This is a genomic window from Candidatus Brocadia sinica JPN1 (assembly GCF_000949635.1).
In the GTDB taxonomy this organism is placed as follows: domain Bacteria; phylum Planctomycetota; class Brocadiia; order Brocadiales; family Brocadiaceae; genus Brocadia; species Brocadia sinica.
This window is the reverse complement of sequence record NZ_BAFN01000001.1, coordinates 2,341,466-2,359,825: the sequence shown is the minus strand read 5'-3', so window position 1 is coordinate 2,359,825 and position 18,360 is coordinate 2,341,466. Positions and strand designations below refer to the sequence as shown.

34 protein-coding genes are annotated in these 18,360 nt (G+C 40.6%); 1 reads left to right on the top strand and 33 read right to left on the bottom strand.

Going from position 1 to position 18,360, the window contains the following annotated elements; all coding sequences use genetic code 11:
• Nucleotides 1-32 precede the first annotated feature (32 nt).
• On the top strand, nucleotides 33-833 hold the full coding sequence (locus BROSI_RS10695; protein WP_052563791.1) for an acyl-CoA dehydratase activase: 801 nt from the start codon (nucleotides 33-35) through the stop codon (nucleotides 831-833).
• Between the two features lie 53 nt (nucleotides 834-886).
• Here the strand turns inward: BROSI_RS10695 and BROSI_RS10690 are convergent, their stop codons facing one another.
• The 33 genes from BROSI_RS10690 to rpsJ form a co-directional block, all read right to left on the bottom strand.
• Nucleotides 887-1,348 carry a dual specificity protein phosphatase 23 gene (locus BROSI_RS10690; protein ID WP_052563790.1) on the bottom strand — a complete coding sequence of 154 codons (462 nt, stop codon included), beginning with the start codon at nucleotides 1,346-1,348 and terminating at the stop codon, nucleotides 887-889.
• Between the two features lie 5 nt (nucleotides 1,349-1,353).
• Nucleotides 1,354-1,941 carry a Maf family protein gene (locus BROSI_RS10685; RefSeq protein WP_052563789.1) on the bottom strand — a complete coding sequence of 196 codons (588 nt, stop codon included), beginning with the start codon at nucleotides 1,939-1,941 and terminating at the stop codon, nucleotides 1,354-1,356.
• 83 nt (nucleotides 1,942-2,024) lie between these two features.
• Nucleotides 2,025-2,573, bottom strand: a complete 549-nt coding sequence (rplQ, locus tag BROSI_RS21005) for a 50S ribosomal protein L17 (protein ID WP_200891737.1) — start codon at nucleotides 2,571-2,573, stop codon at nucleotides 2,025-2,027.
• Nucleotides 2,574-2,589: 16 nt separating this feature from the next.
• Complete coding sequence (locus tag BROSI_RS10675) at nucleotides 2,590-3,606, bottom strand: DNA-directed RNA polymerase subunit alpha (RefSeq protein WP_052563787.1); 1,017 nt, start codon at nucleotides 3,604-3,606, stop codon at nucleotides 2,590-2,592.
• A gap of 154 nt (nucleotides 3,607-3,760) precedes the next feature.
• A complete protein-coding gene (gene rpsD, locus BROSI_RS10670) occupies nucleotides 3,761-4,387 on the bottom strand; it encodes a 30S ribosomal protein S4 (RefSeq protein ID WP_052563786.1) in 627 nt (208 codons plus the stop codon).
• 34 nt (nucleotides 4,388-4,421) lie between these two features.
• Nucleotides 4,422-4,802 carry a 30S ribosomal protein S11 gene (gene rpsK / locus BROSI_RS10665; RefSeq protein WP_052563785.1) on the bottom strand — a complete coding sequence of 127 codons (381 nt, stop codon included), beginning with the start codon at nucleotides 4,800-4,802 and terminating at the stop codon, nucleotides 4,422-4,424.
• Nucleotides 4,803-4,836: 34 nt separating this feature from the next.
• Complete coding sequence (locus BROSI_RS10660) at nucleotides 4,837-5,673, bottom strand: class I SAM-dependent methyltransferase (protein WP_052563784.1); 837 nt, start codon at nucleotides 5,671-5,673, stop codon at nucleotides 4,837-4,839.
• A 54-nt stretch (nucleotides 5,674-5,727) separates the two neighbouring features.
• Complete coding sequence (gene rpsM, locus BROSI_RS10655) at nucleotides 5,728-6,111, bottom strand: 30S ribosomal protein S13 (RefSeq protein WP_052563783.1); 384 nt, start codon at nucleotides 6,109-6,111, stop codon at nucleotides 5,728-5,730.
• Between the two features lie 42 nt (nucleotides 6,112-6,153).
• Nucleotides 6,154-6,267, bottom strand: coding sequence for a 50S ribosomal protein L36 (rpmJ, locus tag BROSI_RS19130; RefSeq protein WP_082059169.1), 114 nt, complete (start codon nucleotides 6,265-6,267; stop codon nucleotides 6,154-6,156).
• Between the two features lie 52 nt (nucleotides 6,268-6,319).
• Nucleotides 6,320-6,538 (bottom strand): translation initiation factor IF-1, encoded by a 219-nt coding sequence (gene infA / locus BROSI_RS10650; protein ID WP_052563782.1) that lies wholly within the window; start codon nucleotides 6,536-6,538, stop codon nucleotides 6,320-6,322.
• A gap of 25 nt (nucleotides 6,539-6,563) precedes the next feature.
• Nucleotides 6,564-7,316, bottom strand: coding sequence for a type I methionyl aminopeptidase (gene map / locus BROSI_RS10645; RefSeq protein WP_052563781.1), 753 nt, complete (start codon nucleotides 7,314-7,316; stop codon nucleotides 6,564-6,566).
• Between the two features lies 1 nt (nucleotide 7,317).
• A complete protein-coding gene (locus tag BROSI_RS10640) occupies nucleotides 7,318-8,001 on the bottom strand; it encodes an adenylate kinase (protein WP_052563780.1) in 684 nt (227 codons plus the stop codon).
• A complete protein-coding gene (secY, locus tag BROSI_RS10635; RefSeq protein WP_052563779.1) occupies nucleotides 7,998-9,380 on the bottom strand; it encodes a preprotein translocase subunit SecY in 1,383 nt (460 codons plus the stop codon). The genes BROSI_RS10640 and secY overlap by 4 nt, the downstream gene beginning before the upstream one ends.
• Nucleotides 9,377-9,820, bottom strand: a complete 444-nt coding sequence (gene rplO / locus BROSI_RS10630) for a 50S ribosomal protein L15 (protein WP_052563778.1) — start codon at nucleotides 9,818-9,820, stop codon at nucleotides 9,377-9,379. The genes secY and rplO overlap by 4 nt, the downstream gene beginning before the upstream one ends.
• Complete coding sequence (gene rpsE / locus BROSI_RS10625; RefSeq protein ID WP_052565791.1) at nucleotides 9,817-10,275, bottom strand: 30S ribosomal protein S5; 459 nt, start codon at nucleotides 10,273-10,275, stop codon at nucleotides 9,817-9,819. Before rpsE ends, rplO begins: the two co-directional genes overlap by 4 nt.
• Nucleotides 10,276-10,328: 53 nt before the next feature.
• Nucleotides 10,329-10,697 (bottom strand): 50S ribosomal protein L18, encoded by a 369-nt coding sequence (gene rplR, locus BROSI_RS10620; protein ID WP_052563777.1) that lies wholly within the window; start codon nucleotides 10,695-10,697, stop codon nucleotides 10,329-10,331.
• A gap of 21 nt (nucleotides 10,698-10,718) precedes the next feature.
• On the bottom strand, nucleotides 10,719-11,282 hold the full coding sequence (gene rplF, locus BROSI_RS10615; protein WP_052563776.1) for a 50S ribosomal protein L6: 564 nt from the start codon (nucleotides 11,280-11,282) through the stop codon (nucleotides 10,719-10,721).
• A 26-nt stretch (nucleotides 11,283-11,308) separates the two neighbouring features.
• Nucleotides 11,309-11,710 carry a 30S ribosomal protein S8 gene (rpsH, locus tag BROSI_RS10610; RefSeq protein WP_052563775.1) on the bottom strand — a complete coding sequence of 134 codons (402 nt, stop codon included), beginning with the start codon at nucleotides 11,708-11,710 and terminating at the stop codon, nucleotides 11,309-11,311.
• 56 nt (nucleotides 11,711-11,766) lie between these two features.
• Nucleotides 11,767-11,952, bottom strand: coding sequence for a type Z 30S ribosomal protein S14 (locus BROSI_RS19125; protein WP_082059168.1), 186 nt, complete (start codon nucleotides 11,950-11,952; stop codon nucleotides 11,767-11,769).
• 9 nt (nucleotides 11,953-11,961) lie between these two features.
• Nucleotides 11,962-12,504: a 50S ribosomal protein L5 gene (rplE, locus tag BROSI_RS10605; RefSeq protein WP_052563774.1), complete on the bottom strand. Its 543-nt coding sequence runs from the start codon at nucleotides 12,502-12,504 to the stop codon at nucleotides 11,962-11,964.
• A 19-nt stretch (nucleotides 12,505-12,523) separates the two neighbouring features.
• Nucleotides 12,524-12,859, bottom strand: a complete 336-nt coding sequence (gene rplX, locus BROSI_RS10600; protein ID WP_052563773.1) for a 50S ribosomal protein L24 — start codon at nucleotides 12,857-12,859, stop codon at nucleotides 12,524-12,526.
• Nucleotides 12,860-12,901: 42 nt separating this feature from the next.
• Nucleotides 12,902-13,270: a 50S ribosomal protein L14 gene (gene rplN / locus BROSI_RS10595; protein WP_052563772.1), complete on the bottom strand. Its 369-nt coding sequence runs from the start codon at nucleotides 13,268-13,270 to the stop codon at nucleotides 12,902-12,904.
• A gap of 20 nt (nucleotides 13,271-13,290) precedes the next feature.
• The gene (gene rpsQ / locus BROSI_RS10590) at nucleotides 13,291-13,560 is read right to left on the bottom strand and encodes a 30S ribosomal protein S17 (protein ID WP_052563771.1); all 270 of its coding nucleotides are present in this window, start codon (nucleotides 13,558-13,560) and stop codon (nucleotides 13,291-13,293) included.
• Entirely contained in the window at nucleotides 13,557-13,787 is a 231-nt protein-coding gene (gene rpmC, locus BROSI_RS10585; RefSeq protein ID WP_052563770.1) for a 50S ribosomal protein L29, read from the bottom strand. Before rpmC ends, rpsQ begins: the two co-directional genes overlap by 4 nt.
• On the bottom strand, nucleotides 13,784-14,203 hold the full coding sequence (rplP, locus tag BROSI_RS10580; protein ID WP_052563769.1) for a 50S ribosomal protein L16: 420 nt from the start codon (nucleotides 14,201-14,203) through the stop codon (nucleotides 13,784-13,786). The genes rpmC and rplP overlap by 4 nt, the downstream gene beginning before the upstream one ends.
• Nucleotides 14,148-14,846, bottom strand: a complete 699-nt coding sequence (gene rpsC / locus BROSI_RS10575) for a 30S ribosomal protein S3 (RefSeq protein ID WP_052563768.1) — start codon at nucleotides 14,844-14,846, stop codon at nucleotides 14,148-14,150. The genes rplP and rpsC overlap by 56 nt, the downstream gene beginning before the upstream one ends.
• A gap of 9 nt (nucleotides 14,847-14,855) precedes the next feature.
• Nucleotides 14,856-15,215, bottom strand: a complete 360-nt coding sequence (gene rplV, locus BROSI_RS10570; protein ID WP_052563767.1) for a 50S ribosomal protein L22 — start codon at nucleotides 15,213-15,215, stop codon at nucleotides 14,856-14,858.
• Between the two features lie 48 nt (nucleotides 15,216-15,263).
• Nucleotides 15,264-15,548 (bottom strand): 30S ribosomal protein S19, encoded by a 285-nt coding sequence (gene rpsS / locus BROSI_RS10565; protein WP_052563766.1) that lies wholly within the window; start codon nucleotides 15,546-15,548, stop codon nucleotides 15,264-15,266.
• Between the two features lie 30 nt (nucleotides 15,549-15,578).
• Nucleotides 15,579-16,424: a 50S ribosomal protein L2 gene (gene rplB / locus BROSI_RS10560; RefSeq protein ID WP_052563765.1), complete on the bottom strand. Its 846-nt coding sequence runs from the start codon at nucleotides 16,422-16,424 to the stop codon at nucleotides 15,579-15,581.
• A gap of 35 nt (nucleotides 16,425-16,459) precedes the next feature.
• Entirely contained in the window at nucleotides 16,460-16,741 is a 282-nt protein-coding gene (locus BROSI_RS10555) for a 50S ribosomal protein L23 (protein WP_052563764.1), read from the bottom strand.
• Between the two features lie 13 nt (nucleotides 16,742-16,754).
• A complete protein-coding gene (gene rplD / locus BROSI_RS10550) occupies nucleotides 16,755-17,366 on the bottom strand; it encodes a 50S ribosomal protein L4 (protein ID WP_102046796.1) in 612 nt (203 codons plus the stop codon).
• 17 nt (nucleotides 17,367-17,383) lie between these two features.
• Nucleotides 17,384-18,007 carry a 50S ribosomal protein L3 gene (gene rplC / locus BROSI_RS10545; RefSeq protein ID WP_052563762.1) on the bottom strand — a complete coding sequence of 208 codons (624 nt, stop codon included), beginning with the start codon at nucleotides 18,005-18,007 and terminating at the stop codon, nucleotides 17,384-17,386.
• A 41-nt stretch (nucleotides 18,008-18,048) separates the two neighbouring features.
• On the bottom strand, nucleotides 18,049-18,357 hold the full coding sequence (gene rpsJ, locus BROSI_RS10540) for a 30S ribosomal protein S10 (protein WP_102046795.1): 309 nt from the start codon (nucleotides 18,355-18,357) through the stop codon (nucleotides 18,049-18,051).
• Nucleotides 18,358-18,360: the final 3 nt, after the last annotated feature.

Genomic DNA, 18,360 nt, shown 5'->3' with positions numbered 1-18,360 from the left:
CTTGCATGTCTATAGCGGTTAATATTGGGAATATGAAAACGGTTGCAGGAATTGACATCGGCTCAACGACTACAAAGGTCGTAATAATGCGCGGGCATACAATCATCGGTTCAAAAACTTCCTCCACAGGAACAAATTGCAAAAGAACAGTAAAACTATTGTTCACTGAGATGCTTGAAGATTACAATCTCAGAGAGGATGAAATTCAATACACCGTAGCTACTGGTTATGGTCGCAGAATAATCCCCGCAGATGAAATTATCACAGAGATAACGGCTAATGCTAAGGCCGCTAAATGGCTTATGCGCGATAAAGTAAACGTAAGAACCCTTATCAACATTGGTGGACAGGACTGCAAAGTAATCTCCCTGGATGATAATGGTATAATGACAGATTTTGCGATGAACGACAAATGCGCAGCCGGAACGGGGCGATTCTTAGAGGTTATGAGCCGCATCCTTGAGGTGGAATTGGACGAACTGGGCATACTGTCCGAAAAGGCAGAAGATATACCCCATATAAATAGTTTGTGCACAGTCTTTGGTGAATCCGAGGTCATTTCATTATTATCCCAAGGGAGAATGGTGGAAGATATTATTGCCGGCATCCATAAGTCTATTGCCAAGCGGGTAGGTTCTATGGTCAAAAAAATTGGCATTAAAGAAGCGGTCTTCTTTGATGGGGGCCCTGCATTTAATAAAGGACTAAAGAGTGCGTTGGAACAAGAATTGAATGTAGATTTACATGTCCCTTCAGACCCACAAATCACCACAGCATTAGGAGCGGCCATCATTGCCAGTGAACATTTTACCAAAACGCATAACACAGCATAGCTACAACCGGATAATCGTCACTACCCTTTTTTAGCTTAGGAAATAATGTAGGATTAGTCCTTGCGTTTCTTTAAGAGTCTTTCTTCATATTTTATTATCGTATCTTCCTGTTCCATTGTTTCAATGGAACCTGGCCTCCTTTTGCGCACTTCCGCAATAGCCTTTTTTGCATTGTAACCTTTGCTTACAAGATAGCAGGCTAGCATAGTTCCAGTTCTGCCAATTCCAGCATCACAATGAACAACGATTCTTTTTTTGGAGAATATAAGGCCATTTACAAAAGTGACAAATTCCTCGATTTGTTCCTGAGTCGGTGATGTAAGATCTGCAATGGGAATATGTTTGTATTCAAACCCAAATTCTTCTATTAAAGTTTTAGGAAGTGGTAATTCCGTTAGAGAAACTATTGCCTCAATCCCATTATCCTTGAGAAATTCAAGGTCTGCTACGATTGACAAAGGTCTCGCCATACCGGCAATTTCATCTTGTATAACCCAACTAAAGTTTCTTGGCATTAGAATTATTTTGTACCTATAAAATTGTTTAGCATTTCATGCACTATTTTCAAAGGCAAACCAATTGCGTTTGAATAGCTACCTTCTATTTTTTCAATAAATTTTTTTCCTTCCCCTTGCACAGCGTATGCGCCAGCCTTATCCATAGGTTCACCGGATCTAACATACATCTCAATTTCCTTTTCACTGATGTACTTCATTTTAATATGTGTCTGACCGATCCGCAATAGTTTCTTTTCTGAAGGCATATCGATAATACATACCCCTGAAAGAATATCGTGTTCTGAATTACTCAGTAAGGAAAGGATCCTTCTGGCATCTTGTGTATCCTTTGGTTTACCTAATATATTTTTATTCTGTACCACGATTGTGTCTGCACTGATAATTATGGCATTATCCACTCTTCTGGCAACATTATATGCCTTTAAAAAGGCCAGATTCTGAACTAACTCCACCGGCAAAAAATTGTCGGGAAAGCATTCCTCTATATTGTGTGGTATAACATCAAAATGATGTCCCAACGTTTTTAGCAAGGCAATCCGTCTTGGCGAATTTGAAGCCAGCACTAAACGCTTCTTGAGAATAGTTTCCATTTTAATAAAAAAACCCTTCTACTATTCATTTAGCAGAAGGGTAAGATTACGGCACCGTTAAAAAACCCGCTTATATTCCCCAGCTAGGCTGTAGTAACTTCTGGTTTAATTTCCTCAGCAGATTGTGTTTCAACCGCACCTTCGACTAACTCAAAGATTACGCGGGATGCATTATCATTGAGTCGTCTTCCCAGCAACCGTAATTTTCGATCTCTGCCTTCCATGTTATATTCAAGTTCCGGTATTTTCCCGACACTACCACCCGACAGAACTCCTAACCGAGTCCCTGATAGTTTTAATATTCTTGTATATCCGCCATTCCTGTCCATATATCTCTGGGCAAGACCACCCGTTTCCCGCCACTGCCCTTCCCCAAACAGTTTCCTTGCGACATCGACATTTCTTAATTTCGCAAGGACCTGTCGATAACAATGGACATAACCCGGTTTATCAGCATTCTTTTTTAATAAGCCTTTTTTAGCAGTGGTAATTACCTTTTCAGCAAACGATCTCGTCTCTTTTGCCTTTTCAAGTGTTGTAATAATTCTCCCATAGGTAAAAAGGCTGTTTACAATATTCTGCCTTAATGCCTTTCTGTGAGCGGCAGTCCTTGATAAATGTCTTCCTCTCATTCTGTGTCTCATGGAACTATCCTTTCCCTTCTTCCGTTTGTTTAACTGCCACAGGCATTCCTATCGACAAGTTTAACTGTGACAATTTCGCCTTTACTTCTTTTAATGTGGTTTTACCAAAATTTTTTATCTTTAGCAGTTGTTCTTCCGTCTTTGCTACAAGATCTCCCACCGTAGCAATGCCTGAAGTCTCAAGACAATTGGAAGCCCTTACTGATAAGTCCAACTCTGTTATCGGTATACCTAGTTTTTTATTGAGCTCTTCCTCGGATATCTCTGAAACTGATTCTATTCCCATTCTCTTTTCTACTTGTTGCAACTCACGGCCTATCTCAAAATACTGCACAAAAGGATTTAGATGTTTCCTCATAATTTTTGCTGCTTCAACTAAGGCCATCTCAGGGGAAACCACACTGTTCGTAAATATTTCCATAACGAGCTTATCATAATTCGTACGTCTTCCAACACGAGTTTCTTCAATAGTATAACGAACATTTCTTACGGGAGAAAATAAAGAATCGACGGGAATTAATCCAAATTCCTGTTCATCTGGCTCATTTTCCTCAGCCGTAACATACCCCCGGCCTTTTCGCACTTCCATTTCTACAGTAAAATTTATATCCTCCGAGAGCGTGGCAATGTGCAAATCTCCATTTACGACCTCCACGCTGGCATCCGTTATAATATCTTTTGCTTTTACTTCCCCTTTTTTGTTCGCGTCAATTCTTATTACCTTAGGTTGGTCAGTGTGTAGCTTCACAACAAGATTTTTGATATTCAATATGATATCTGCCACATCCTCAACAACACCAGAAATAGTAGTAAATTCATGACTTACACTATTTATTTTAACAGATACAACCGCACTTCCCTCTAACGAAGAAAGTAAAATTCTACGTAAACTATTACCTATAGAATGCCCAAAACCTCGCTCAAAAGGAGCAGCTATAAACTTGCCATATTTATCGGTCAAAGTCTCTTTTTCCACATCCACACGGACAGGAAGCTCAAGACCTCTCCACCTTATTCGCATATTTTTCCCCCTAATCCAGTTAATAAGGGATTTTAAAATAAATTAATGTTGGTCGTGAATAATATTATCTAATAAGAAAAACAAAAATCGTGAGGCTATTTACAATCATTCGCTGGTATTACAGTTGTGGAATGAATTGAACTGACCAAATAACTTATTTAGAACACAGTTCAACTACTAACTGTTCTTGAACAGGAACTGAAATATCTTCCCTTGTAGGGAGCTGTGTTACCACCCCTTCCAGTGCGTCAGCTTTAAATTGAACCCAAGCAGGAAGATTCCTACCTTTAACCAATTCGATATTTGCTTTTACTATGTTTTGACTCACCTCGTTATTCCTCGGTTTTATAACATCACCAACCTTTACAAGGTAAGAAGCAATATCTACTTTTTTATTATTAACCATTATATGGCCATGCAAAATAAGCTGTCTTGCGCTTTTTCTAGACGCAGCAAAAAAAAGTAAATAAACAACATTATCCAATCTTCTCTCTAGCATATTCAGAAAATTTTCGCCTGTATTCCCCTTTTGTCTCTCTGCCCGCCTAAAATAATTCCGAAATTGCCTTTCCAAAATTCCGTAGAACCGTTTTACTTTCTGTTTTTCTCTAAATTGAATGCCATATTTTGATAATTTACCTCTTCCCCACGTAAATTGGCCAGGGGGGTATTTACGTTTTGTAATTGCACACTTTACGGTGTCACATCTCATTCCTTTAAGGAATAGTTTTTCGCCCTCCCGCCTACACAATCTACACTGCGGACCTATATATCTAGCCATATTATCCTTTCCTAAAGCTCATCTTATAACGTATTTATACTCTGCGTTTTTTTCTGGGCCGACAACCGTTGTGTGGAAGCGGCGTTACATCTTCAATCGCTTTCACACTCAGACCTGCTGCCTGAAGTGCCGTAATTGCCGACTCCCTACCAGGGCCAGGACCTTTTACCCTGATTTCTATCTCCTGAACCCCAAATTTTTGGGCTTTCTCCGCAGCACTCGATGCCGCCTTCTGGGCAGCAAAGGGTGTGCTTTTGCGGGACCCTTTAAATCCCACTGTACCAGCACTTGCCCAACATATCGTCTCACCGTTAATATCTGAAATCGTGACATAGGTATTATTAAAAGTCGCCTGTATGTTAGCAATTGCTCGTGTTACATTACGCCGTATCTTTTTCTTACCTACATTTGACATAATTGTTTTATTGTCCTCAAACTAAACAAGTTCTCTAACTGTTAACAGAACTAAAGCAATCATCTCGTTTTAATTCACATTCATCAAAATAATTTTTTAAAACAAATTTCGTGTTAAACATTTCATCTAGCTTTTTATATTTATCCATGTTGCAATTTCTGTATTCCTTTTTCTTTCGTGCTATAATCATTAAATTTTTCGGAGTAAACTTCGGAGATACGATCTCAATAAGTTTCACATGATAGCCTGCGCCAGTTAAGAATTGCGATCTCAAAGCTTCCGTTAGAATGTCTGCAAAACGATATCTTAAAAGCCCAAAGTCAGTTAAACCGACTAACGGGTGCCCAGCCTTTAGTCGTCCCCGAATTTGATTCTCACAACAAGGCACTACTATTATATATTTCGCCCCAAGCTTAATACCCTTGGCAATTGTCTCATCGGTGGCAATATCACAGGCATGCAATGCAATCACCATATCAACATACTTTTCTGGCTGAACATCGATAATCCTGCCGTTGACAAAAAGCATGTTTTGAAAACCTAAACTTTTTTTAATTTGTTCACATTTCTCTATAAGTACCCGATTAGTATCTACACCATAAAAAAAAGCTTTTCTAAAAAGGCACTTCAAAAATATATAATTTAGTGCAAATGATAAGTATGATTTACCGCACGAGCAATCAAGAAACACAATCTCCTTATCTGCCGCATAAGTTTCTATAACCCGCAGAACTTGCTCGCAAAACCCTACCACTTCATTGAATTTCTTTTTTTCCCTGTCATCCCCTGACTGATCAATATTTAGATCAAGAATCTTTAATAATTCATCGCTAGATTTCAGCACACCTTCTATTGTTTCTTTGCCTGTCATAGCGATTCTCTTCAAGGTAACATATCAGCAATCTGAGCATAAGACGATGTCACATTAACCCAATTCTTTTACACTTTTTTTACCGGCCACTGTCTTTTTTCGACCTTTTCTTGTGCGGGCATTTGTTTTAGTTCTCTGCCCCCTCACTGGCAAACCTACTTTGTGTCGTATTCCACGGTAACAGTTGATACTTTTCATACGCGAGATATTCTGCATTTCCTGCCTGCGCAACTGACCCTCAATGGTAAAATTCTTTTCGATATATGCGCCCAACATGCTCAATTGATCTTCATGTATGTCCTTTGCACGCACATTCTCATCGATATTCAAATCTTTCAATATCTTTTGAGACAGTGCCTTTCCAATCCCATAAATGTAAGTAAGCGCAATAACAACCCTTTTATCGGCAGGAATATCGTTTCCAGCAATTCTTGGCATTTATATATCCTTTTCTCAATTTCTTTAATTTAACCCTAAACATTATCCTTGTCTCTGTTTGTGACGAGGATTTATGCAAATCACACGAACAAGATTTTTTCTTCTTACTATCTTACAGTTTTCACAGATTCGTTTTACAGATGCTCTAACCTTCATATCATCATCCTTTTACATTTAATTATGCAGTATTTCAAATATTAACCCAAGACTACACCTGTCTATAGATAATTCTTCCCTTATCGAGATCATATGGTGACATTTCGATAGTCACTTTATCACCTGGTAATATTTTGATAAAATGCATGCGCATTTTTCCAGAAACATGCGCAAGCACCCTATGTCCATTCTGCAATTCTACCCAAAACATTGCATTGGGCAACGCTTCCTTGACAGTTGCTTCAACCCGAATTGGCTCTTCTTTTGGCATTTTATTATAGTATATAAAATATCTGTTATAATGTCAAAATATCCACCCCATCATCAGTAACCACAACTGAATGTTCAAAATGGGCAGATAATTTTCTATCTTTGGTCACAACCGTCCATTTGTTATTTAATACTTCGGTATCACAATTCCCTTGACATATCATGGGTTCTATCGCGATCGTCACTCCCTGCATTAAAATTTCATCTGCTTCCAACAACGCCTTACTCACAAAATTGGGGACTTGCGGATCCTCATGCATACATCTTCCAATTCCATGACCAGTATAATTTCTTATGACGGAATACCCATTTCTCTCTACATAATCTTGTATTGTCCTGGAAATCAAGGAAAGCTTTTCATTCGCTTTAATGACATTAATTGCAAGATAAAGCGACTTTTCGCAAACATCGATGATGTGTCTGGCCTCTGCCGTTATTTCACCAATGGGAATTGTTAATGCTGCATCAGCCACATATTTGCGATAGCCAACACCAACGTCAATACTAAGGATATCACCATTTTTCAGCTTTCGACTTCCTGGTATTCCATGGACAACTTCCTCGTTTATTGAGGCACATATGCTTTTCGGAAACCCCCTGTACCCCTTAAAAATCGGTATTCCACCTTCATTTATAATGTACTTTTCAAGCTCTGTATTTAAATAGTCGGTAGTTACATCTTTCTTTGCAATTTCCTTAGCTAACCTCAGAGCCCCCGCGGTAATTTTCCCAGCCACCCTCATCAATTCAATTTCCCGGGGTGATTTCCGAACTATCAACTCAAACTACTCCATAGCCAATTAATGGTCTGTTCTTCTGAGTACACTTAATGGCATCAAATATATTTTTAGTAATTACTTTTATATTTGCATCTGCTATTATCTCTTTTAAAATACCGTTCTTTTTATAATATTCAACGAGGTCTTCAGTTTGATCGTGGTAAACTCTGAGCCGCTCCGAGACAGTTTCTAACTTATCATCTGCACGTTGATATAACTTCCCGCCACATTTGTCACAAATTCCATCTTTCGAGGACGGAACAAATTTAATATGATAATTTGCACCGCAACTGCTACAAATCCTTCTACCTGATAACCTGAGAATCACACTCTCTTCAGATACTGAAAAATAAAATACCAAGTCCAATTTATTCCCAAGCTGTTTTAACATCTCATCCAACACCTTAGCTTGAGAAACTGTCCTTGGAAAGCCGTCTAAAATAAATCCGTCTTTACAATCATCTTTTACAATACGATCTTTAATAATGTCGACAACTATCTGATCAGGTACCAACAATCCTTTCTCTATATATTCGCGTGCCTTTCTACCTGTTTCAGTATCGGTCTCAACCGCCTCTCTCAATAAATTACCAGAAGATATATGCGGTAATTTTTTTTCTCTACTAATAGTTTCAGCCTGCGTACCTTTGCCTGCGCCAGGAGGTCCAAGAAACACAATCCTCATCCCATTCGTCCCCTGATTCTAGTACCACCGCTGAGAAATCCGCTATATTGCCTCATGATCATATGAGATTCTATCCTTTGAACCATGTCAAGCGCCACACCTACTATTATAAGCAAACCTGTTCCACCATAGAAACCTGCTATAGCGCGGTTAAGCTCAAAACCCCCCGCCACAAGTTTTGGCAAAATAGCAATTAAAGCCAGAAATGCAGCGCCTGCCAACGTAATCTTCCCCATAATCCCTTCTAAATATTCTGCGGTTCTTTGCCCTGGTCTGATTCCTGGTATAAAACTTCCATAATCCTTCATATTATTTGACATCTCTTTGGGATTAAACTGTATAGCAGTCCAAAAGTAACAAAAGAACGTTATAAGGAGAATATAAAGCAGTACGTAAACCACGCCACCTTGTAAAATTTCAGATAAGCGAGATGTGACCCAGTATCCAAAGCTACCTGGCTCCAGCCTGACTTGGACACCCTGCATAATCGCTGCAGGAAAGATTAACAACGACTGTGCAAATATTATAGGCATAACACCTGCCTGATTCACACGAAGGGGTAAAAAATGCCTTTGCCCACCATATACCTTCCGTCCACGCGTGTGCTTCGCCTGTTGCACAGGTATACGTCTCTGCCCTTGCGTGATATACACGACTCCACCAACAATGGCAAAAAACATACCCAACAAAATGATTAATTTTACAACGCCAATCTGATGTTCAGCAGGCGTTACTGAAAAGGTAAAGTTCTCCATCACTTGCGAGAATGCCCAAGGCAGGCGATCGATAATGCCAACCATAATAACTATTGAAATTCCGCTACCAATCCCATGTTCCTCGATTTGTTCTCCAATCCACATCAAGACCATCGTTCCAGTAGTTAACAGAAGCGCAGCCATGGCCTGAAACCCAAAACCTTGCAGATAGACTGGAATCACAGGCGCACCATTCAGTTCGACCGTATAAAGCGTCCTCGTCATCACAAACGCCTGAAAGAGACACAATCCTACAGTCGTAAGCCGAGTATACTGATTAATCTTCTTTCTTCCAACCTCACCCTCTTTCTGCAATCTCTCCAAATAAGGTATTACGCCAACCAACAATTGGAAAATAATGGATGCACTGATGTAAGGCATCACCCCTAAACCAAAGATTGCACCGGAAGCCAAGGCACCCCCAGCAAACATATCTACAAGTCCTAACAACTGACCAACACCGGTTTGTGTAAATTGATTAAAATATGACTTTAGCACCATCGTATCAATCCCTGGAATTGGTATATACACACCAACACGACACAATGCTATAAGCCCGAGAGTTATCAGTACTTTCTTACGTAATTCAGGGATTCGAAAAATATTTCCAAATTGTTCGATCATGACAGAACCTTTGCTTTCCCCCCTGCCGCCTCAATCTTTTCCATAGCTACCCTACTGAATTTATGCGCTACAACCGTCAAAACGTTTTTAATCTCACCTTCACCGAGTATCTTTATACCATCTAACACTTTTTTAATAATCCCGGATTCCAAAAGCTTGTCCATAGTCACGGTCGTTCCACTATCAAAACGGGCAATGTCTTTTATATTAACGATAGCATATTTCTTTTTAAACGGATTATTAAACCCTCTTTTTGGTAGCCTGCGGAAAAGAGGAGTCTGTCCACCCTCAAACTGTATCCTTGTTTCATTTCCAGACCTTGCAGTCGCGCCTTTGCCACCCCTTCCAGAGGTCTTTCCCATACCAGACCCTCTGCCACGGCCAACTCTCCTCCTGCGTTTTCTTTGAAACGAAATTGCTTTTACGTCTATAAAATTCATTCTATCTTCACTCCCCTTAACTCTCCGATCTCTTCCTTAGTTCTCAAAGATTTCAATCCGAACAATGTCGCCTTGGCCACATTAAGCGGGTTTCTTTTACCGTAACATTTCGTCAGAATATTTTTAACTCCTGCAGACTCAAGTACAGCCCGCGCCGAAGCTCCTGCCTTAATACCAGTTCCAGGCGATGCCGGTTTCAAAAAAATATTAGCAGCCTTAAATCTTCCCCAAACCACATGTGGTATCGTGCCGCCTTTCAATGGAATTTTTACTATTTGTTTTTTTGCTTCCTTAACCGCCTTACTTACGGCGTTCGGCACTTCACGTGCCTTACCAAATCCGATGCCTACACTACCCTTCTTATCACCGACAACAACAAGAGCGCTAAAACTCATTGACTTACCGCCTTTTGTTACTGTTGTGCAACGGTTAACCCTTACAACCGTTTCTTCCATATTTATAGGTTCTTCAATACGAGCCAAGTGAATCTCCTTGTAAGAATCCGCTTTTAGAAACTCAGATTATTCTTTCTAGCACTCTCAGCTAATGCCTTTATTCTGCCGTGGTACTTATAACCACCCTTATCAAAGACAACTTTTGTAATACCCTTACTTTTTGCTTCGTCTGCAATTTTTTTTCCGACAATCTCTGCAGCCTTCACATTCCCACCATACTTAATCTGCGACCGAATATCAGCAGATTGTGTCGATGCTGCTGCCAAGGTCTTGCCCTCAATATCATTAATAATTTGGCAATAAATATGCTTTAATGTTCGACAGACGCTTAAACGTGGCCTGTCACTGGTTCCGATCACTTTCCGCCTAATCCTAAGATGACGCCTTTCTCTCTTGCGTTTTTTTTCCTGTATATGATTCATAGTTAAACCCTTTTATATCAGCTATGCAGCACCAGAGGTAAATGCCTTCCCAGCCTTTCTTCTAATAACTTCACCCTCATATTTGATTCCCATCCCTTTATACGGCTCGGGTGGCTTCTTCCCCCTTATTACTGCAGAAAATTGTCCCACCATTTGCTTATCAGGACCAGAAACTGTAAGTTTCGCCGGGTTAGTAGGATTAGTAACATCCACTTTTATTCCCATTGGAATCTCCAAATGCACCGGATGTGTATAACCAAGCGACAAAACCAGCTCTTTACCTTGTACCTTGGCATTGTAACCGAGTCCAACAATTTCAAGATTTTTTGAAAAACTGTTCGTAACACCTGTAATCATATTTGCTATAAGCGCACGAGTCAAGCCATGTAGCGCCTTATGATACTTTTCGTCAGATGCCCTTTTTATTAAAATTTGTTTATTCTGTTGATTATATTCTATTGCAATATCAGGATGAACGACCTGTCTCAGTTTCCCTTTCGGTCCTTCAATATTCAACGTATTACCAGCTATCGACAGCTTTACATTGTCTGGAACTCTAACTGGTTGCTTCCCTATTCGTGACATATTAAGCCTCTATCAAATAAATCATGTTACGATACAATACAAATTAGTTCACCGCCTATTTTCAGCCGTCTACACTCTTTATCACTGATAATTCCTTTTGATGTCGAGTATATCGCAACCCCTATCCCGCCAAAAACTTTATTAATTTCTTCTTTCTTCTTATAAATCCGTCGGCTTGATTTACTCACCCTTTCCAATTTGTTGATTATTTGCTGCCTTAGTGGCCCATACTTTAGATATACCCTAACAAGATTTTGATTATTCTCACTTGGTATCTCTTTGAATTCTTTTATAAAACCTTCCTCTCTCAGTATCCTCAAAATTGATAACTTTAGCTTAGACAAGGGAATATCTACACTTTCGCGCTTTATCATAATTGCATTTCTCATACGCGTAAGCATATCAGAAATTGGATCTGTCATACTCATTTTTGTATTTCCTTAAATTTAACACAGTTTACAAATATTATTCAGTTACCTTCTCCCTACCAACTAGCCTTTTTTACCCCCGGTATCTCACCCTTCGAAGCGAGCTTTCTAAAGCAAAGTCTGCAAATCTGGAATCTGCGATAGTAAGCCCTCCGACGCCCGCAGAGTTTACACCGATTATACTTTCTCGTCTGATATTTCGGCTCTTTCTTCGACTTCTCGATAAGACATTTCCTCGCCATTCACACTCCCTATTCTAATCTAAAAGGCATACCTAATAACCTTAATAACTCATAAGATTGTTCATTCGAATTGCCTGTAATTACCAAAGTAATATCCATTCCCTGAACAAATTCAACCGTGTCCACACTTATTTCAGGAAATACGATCTGTTCTGTAAGTCCAACGGTATAGTTTCCACGGCCATCAAATGACTTCGCTGAAATCCCTCTAAAATCTCGAATTCTCGGCAACACAATGCTAATTAAACGATCCAAAAATTCATACATCCTATCTCCACGGAGCGTTACTTTACATCCCACAGCCTGGCCTTTCCTGAGTTTAAAACCAGAAATAGCCTTTTTTGCTTTGGTAATGAGCGGCTTTTGCCCCGCTATAATTGAGAGATGCTCAACCCCTTCCTCAATAAGTTTTTTATTCTCCGTCGCCCTGCCTATACCCATATTGACAACGATCTTCTGAAGCCGTGGTACAGATAATTTATTATTATATCTGAATTTCTCAATAAGCTGCGGAACAACCTGATGCTTGTATTTTTCTAACAGTCTCACCATATTTTAAATCCCATAACCTTCATTCAGTCGACACTATTTCAGAACCACAATAAACGCAAATGCGTGGCTTATCACCACTGCCCAATATCCTTTTCCTCGTCCTGACACCCATATTATACTTGTTACAGCTTTTATTTTGACAAATCGGCAGCACATTCGATATAGAAAGAGATGCCTCCTTTTGTATTCTCCCGCCTTGCGGATTTTTTTGACTCGGTTTTGTATGCCTGTAAACTAAATTCACACCTTTTATTACAACTCGTTCCTTATCACGCAAAACTTTTATTATCTTTCCCGTTTTACCGGCCTCATTGCCAGCCATTACGGCAACTAAATCATTCAAACGAACATGCATATGTCTCTCCAAAATACTATTTACTATTATATCTGAATCAACCTACACAACTTCTGCAGCCAACGACACAATCTTCATAAAATTCTTTTGCCTCAACTCTCTGGCAACAGCGCCAAATATGCGTGTTCCTCTCGGATTGCCATCATTGTCGATAATAACAATTGCGTTCTTATCAAATTTTAAATATGACCCGTCATCTCTGCGAATATTTTTTCTTGTTCTGACAACAACCCCCTTCACCACATCTCCTTTTTTTACAACTCCCTCGGGGATAGCTTTCTTTACTGCAGCTACAATGACATCTCCCACGGTCGCATATTTTCTTCCGCTTCCTCCAAGGACCTTAATACAGGTTGCTCTTTTTGCCCCGCTGTTATCAGCGATATCCAGCTTTGTTTGTTCCATTATCATTTCAAAAACTCCAATTACTATTATTGCTTTGCTTTCTCAATAACCCTTAACAATTTTGTAGTTTTCGTTTTGCTCAGCGGTCTCGTTTCTATAATTTCGACTCTATCACCAATCCCTGCCTGATTGTTTTCATCATGCGCCTTATATACGGTAGACCTTTTTATATACTTTCCGTATTTCGTATGTTTAATAAGTCGCTCAACTTCGACCACTATCGTCTTGTGCATTTTATTGCCTACCACCATTCCTACAATTTTTTTCCTTCTACCACGCGTATCTCCAAGCTTCATCTGTTTTCTACTCCTTCGCTCTGAGAATTCTTGATTATACCTAAATCTATCTCCTTCAGAATGGTTTGCAGCCTAGCAATTTTCCTTCTAATATCTTTCCTCTGCGCAGGATTTCTCGTTTCGCCTGCCTGCCACTGAAAGCAAATATTTAGCAATTCACGTCTGCTGGCGTCTATTTCATCCAAAATTTCCTGCCTAGATTTTGTTCTAATTTCACTGGCTTTCAAATCGTCTTTCTCCTCTGAACAAGCCGTACTTTTACTGGCATTTTATGGGCAATTCTGTTAAACGTCAGTCTGGCTATCTCTTCATTAATCCCACTCAATTCATAAAGCATAGTCCCAGGCTTCACCACGGCAACCCAAAATTCAGGCTCTCCCTTCCCTTTACCCATTCGTGTTTCTATTGGCTTTGATGAAACCGATTTGTGTGGAAAAACCCGTATAGTTAGCTTTCCTTCCCTTGGAAGGTACTGAGAAGCTGACACCCTCCCTGCTTCCAATTGCTGAGCGGTTATCCAGCCAGGCTCTAAGGATTGCAAACCATACTCACCAAAGGCTACCGTATTACATCTCGTAGCATTTCCTTTAATTTTCTGTCTTTGCGACTTCCTGAACTTCACCCTCTTCGGCATCAGGCGCATATTTCTTCTCCTTCCCGGAACCAATTAAACCTTTATAGATCCACACCTTTACCCCAATCACACCATACGTAGTTTTAGCCTCTGCAAAACCATAATCAACATCAGCTCTTAAGGTGTGCAAGGGAATACTTCCAAACGACATCTTCTCAGTCCTAGCAATCTCGGCTCCACCCAATCTACCTGCCACCTGCATCTTCACACCCTTCGCACCGGCATCTACGGATGCATCCATAGCCTTCTTCATCGTTCTTCTGAAAGCTGCTCTTTTTTCCAATTGCTCCGCTATGTTTTCGGCAACAAGCTGCGCATATAATTCTGGTTTGGTAATTTCTTTTATTTTTATAACTACTTCACGACCTATGAACTTCTGGAGTTCATCTCTAAGTTTGTCAACCTCGGCTCCTTTTCTGCCTATAATCAAACCAGGGCGGGCGGTGTGCAATGTTACCTTAGCATCTTGCCGAGTTCTTTCAATCTCTATAACGGGTATTCCTGCAAAACCATAACTTTTTTTTATTATTTTGCGTATCTTTTGGTCTTCCACCAGCAAAGAACCAAAATCTTTTTTATCGGCATACCAAAGGGACTTCCAACCTTGCGTAATTCCTATTCTTAAACCTATTGGGCAAACCTTTTGACCCATTTCATCTCCTCATTTATTATTAAATATTCCACTCTTAGCCTTTTCCGATAACACCACGGTAATATGGCTTGTTCGTTTTAATATACGGGCTGACATGCCACGCGGCCTTGGACGTTGCCATTTTCTGCTAGGCCCTGCATCCACAAGGGCTTGTGCCACATATAAAGAATCAATATCAACATCTAGATTTTCATTTGCCGAGGCTATCGCCGCCCTTATTGCCTTATCGATCATGTATGATGATCGTTTATGAGTCACCCTCAAAATTCTCAGTGCATCATTAACCGATTTTCCACGAACAAGATCTATCACATATCTTGCCTTTCGCGGGGATATTCGTGCGTATTTATAACTGGATCTGAATTCCATATAGCGTCCAACCTTTCAGTGTTCCACTCAAAAAAACATTACGTCTCGCTATCCATGCGGTGTTTCCTTCTTCTTCACACCCCCATGGGCCCTAAAAATTCGCGTCTGGGCAAACTCGCCAAGCTTGTGACCAACCATATCATCTGTAACAAAAAGTTTTTGAAATGTCTTGCCGTTATGAATCATAAACGTATGCGATACAAATTCAGGGGCAATCGTACAACTCCTTGACCACGTCCGGATAGGCTCATTATTCCCGGAATCTTTTTGCCTCAACACCTTTTTCATTAACTTACCGTCGATATACGGTCCCTTTTTAACTGAACGACTCATAATGTCTCCCGAGTACTAATTTTTTTCATTCTATAGATTACCCCTAGCACCAATTTTTCTTCTTCGTATGATAAATTTATTACTTAACGACTTCTTTTTTCTCGTTTTTCCACCCTTTGCCAATAAACCAGTCCTCGAACATGGATGCCTCCCACCCCCGCTCCTACCTTCACCACCCCCCAAAGGATGAGCTACCGGATTTTGCGCGACACCCCTTACATGAGGCCTTCTACCCTTCCATCGGTTTCTGCCAGCTTTTCCAATTCTAACATTCACATGATCTACATTCCCAAGCTGCCCAATTGTCGCCCTGCAATCACAAAATACCTTTCTTACCTCGCCAGACGGAAGAACAATGTGCGCATAGTTTCCCTCCCGGGCCATCAACTTAGCCGCCCCACCAGCAGAGCGAACCAATCGGCCTCCTTGGCCTGGACGCAATTCAATATTATGCACATCCAAACCCAACGGTATATTTTTGAGCGGCATACAATTACCAATTTCTGGCTCAATCTTATTGCCAGACATTACCGTCTGACCAACCCTTAAATTTTCCGGCGCAAGGATATATCTCTTCTCGCCATCCGCATAATGCAACAACGCAATTCTGGCGGATCGGTTGGGGTCATATTCTATACTCGCGACCCTTGCCGGCACACTATCCTTCTTCCGTTTAAAATCGATAAGCCTGTAATGGCGCCTACTTCCCCCACCTATATGCTCCGCTGTTATTTTACCTTCTGAATTCCTGCCACCAGTTTTTTTCAATGGTTCCAATAACGATTTTTCCGGCTTACCCCTTGTAAGCTCAGAGAAATCAGAAACGCTTGCAAATCTTCTTCCTGCCGACACTGGTTTATAATATATAATACCCATAAAACACACCCTCTTCCCGTATTCAGGCTTAATTATTAATAGCCAAGATCTATAGTATTTCCTTCTTTTAGCGTAACGATGGCTTTCTTCCAATCTTTTGTTCTACCCAACTTGAATCTAACCCTCCTGCTCTTCCCCTTCCTGACCAATGTCCGCACATCATCAACCTTTACGCTAAAGAATTTCTCTATCGCTTGCTTGATTTGAATCTTGTTTGCTCGTAAATCGACCTCGAAATGATACGAATTTGTCGCTTGTCCATCGGCAACGCTTTTCTCAGTTCTCAAAGGCCTTTTTATTATCTGATAACTGTTCATAAAACCCGAACTCCTATCTTATATTACCCAAAGCTTCCCTTGTTAGCAGTACTTTTTCCGGCTTTAGCACTTCATATGCATTCAACTCTGCGCTGTTCATGACTTTCACAGAAGGAATATTTCTGGCAGATTTCCAAACCATCTCATTTGCATTTGGTATAACAATTAAACATCTAAGGCCATTTATTCCCAGAGCCTTTAATATTTCAACCATCTGCTTGGTCTTGGGAGCATCGAAGTTCAAATCTTCAACCACAACCAACTCATTATCTCTGACCCTGGCTGTCAGTGCCGAAAAAAGCGCTTGCTTCCTTGCCTTTTTGGGAATAGCATATGAATATTCCCTTGGTTTTGGACCAAAAACCACTCCACCGCCTTTCCAGAGAGGAGAACGAATACTACCAGCCCTAGCCCTACCCGTGTGTTTTTGAACCCAAGGCTTTTTTCCACCGCCTGCGACCTCCCCCTTTGTTTTTGTGGAAGCATTACCCTGTCGTTTATTTGCTTCATACATCAACACGGCATCACGGAGCAGCGTCTTGCGAACCGGACCACCAAATCTCTCATCAAGCTGCACGCTATCTATCTTTTCCCCTACTTTATTGTATACAGGTATATCCATAATTTCACTTGCCTATCTTTTCACCTTGCTTTATTCAATATGAGATACCCACCCTTATGCCCGGGAACGGCACCCCTAACAAACAACAGATTTCTGTTTTTATCAATTCCAACGACATCAATATTTTTTATCGTTACACGCTCCCCCCCTAACCTTCCAGCCATCTTCTTTCCGCGAATCACCCTTCCCGGATCTGTGTTCGAACTAATAGAACCTGGTGGTCTATGCCTGGTGGATCCATGGGTATTGAGACCGCCTTTAAAATTCCACCTCTTCATTACACCAGCATACCCTTTCCCCTTCGTCATACCAACAACATCCACCTTTTTGACATCGTTAAATATTTCCACGGTAACGCTCTGACCTATTCTGATGTCTGCCCCCGCCTCAGGTCTTACTTCGCGTATAAATCTCTTTGGCCCCAAAGATGACTTTGTCGCATGCCCCATCTCCGGTTTATTCGTTTTTTTCATCTTCTTATCATCAAACCCAAGCTGAACAGCAATATATCCATCATTTTCAACGGTTTTTACCTGCATCACACTGCATGGTCCAGCCTGTATCAGAGTTACCGGCAACAACCTTCCATCCCCAGAATATATCTGAGTCATCCCTATTTTTTTACCAAGAAAGCCATTCAGCATCCTTCTTTCACCTCAATCCTATGAAATTTGTAATCTTGAATTTACGCTTTTATTTTAATCTCTATACCGGCAGGCATATTTATCTTGTTCAACGCGTCCATAGTCTTTGCAGTAGGCTCAACAATATCGATCAACCTCTTATGTGTTCTTATTTCAAATTGCTCCCTGGATTTTTTGTCAACATGAGGCGACCTTAGCACAGTGTATCGTTCGATGCGTGTCGGCAGCGGGACTGGGCCAAACACTTTTGCTCCGGTGCGTTTCGCCGTCTCTACAACCTCCAAAGCTGATTGATCCAGTATTCTGTGATCGTAAGCTTCCATTCGTATTCTTATTTTCTGATCCAGCACTCT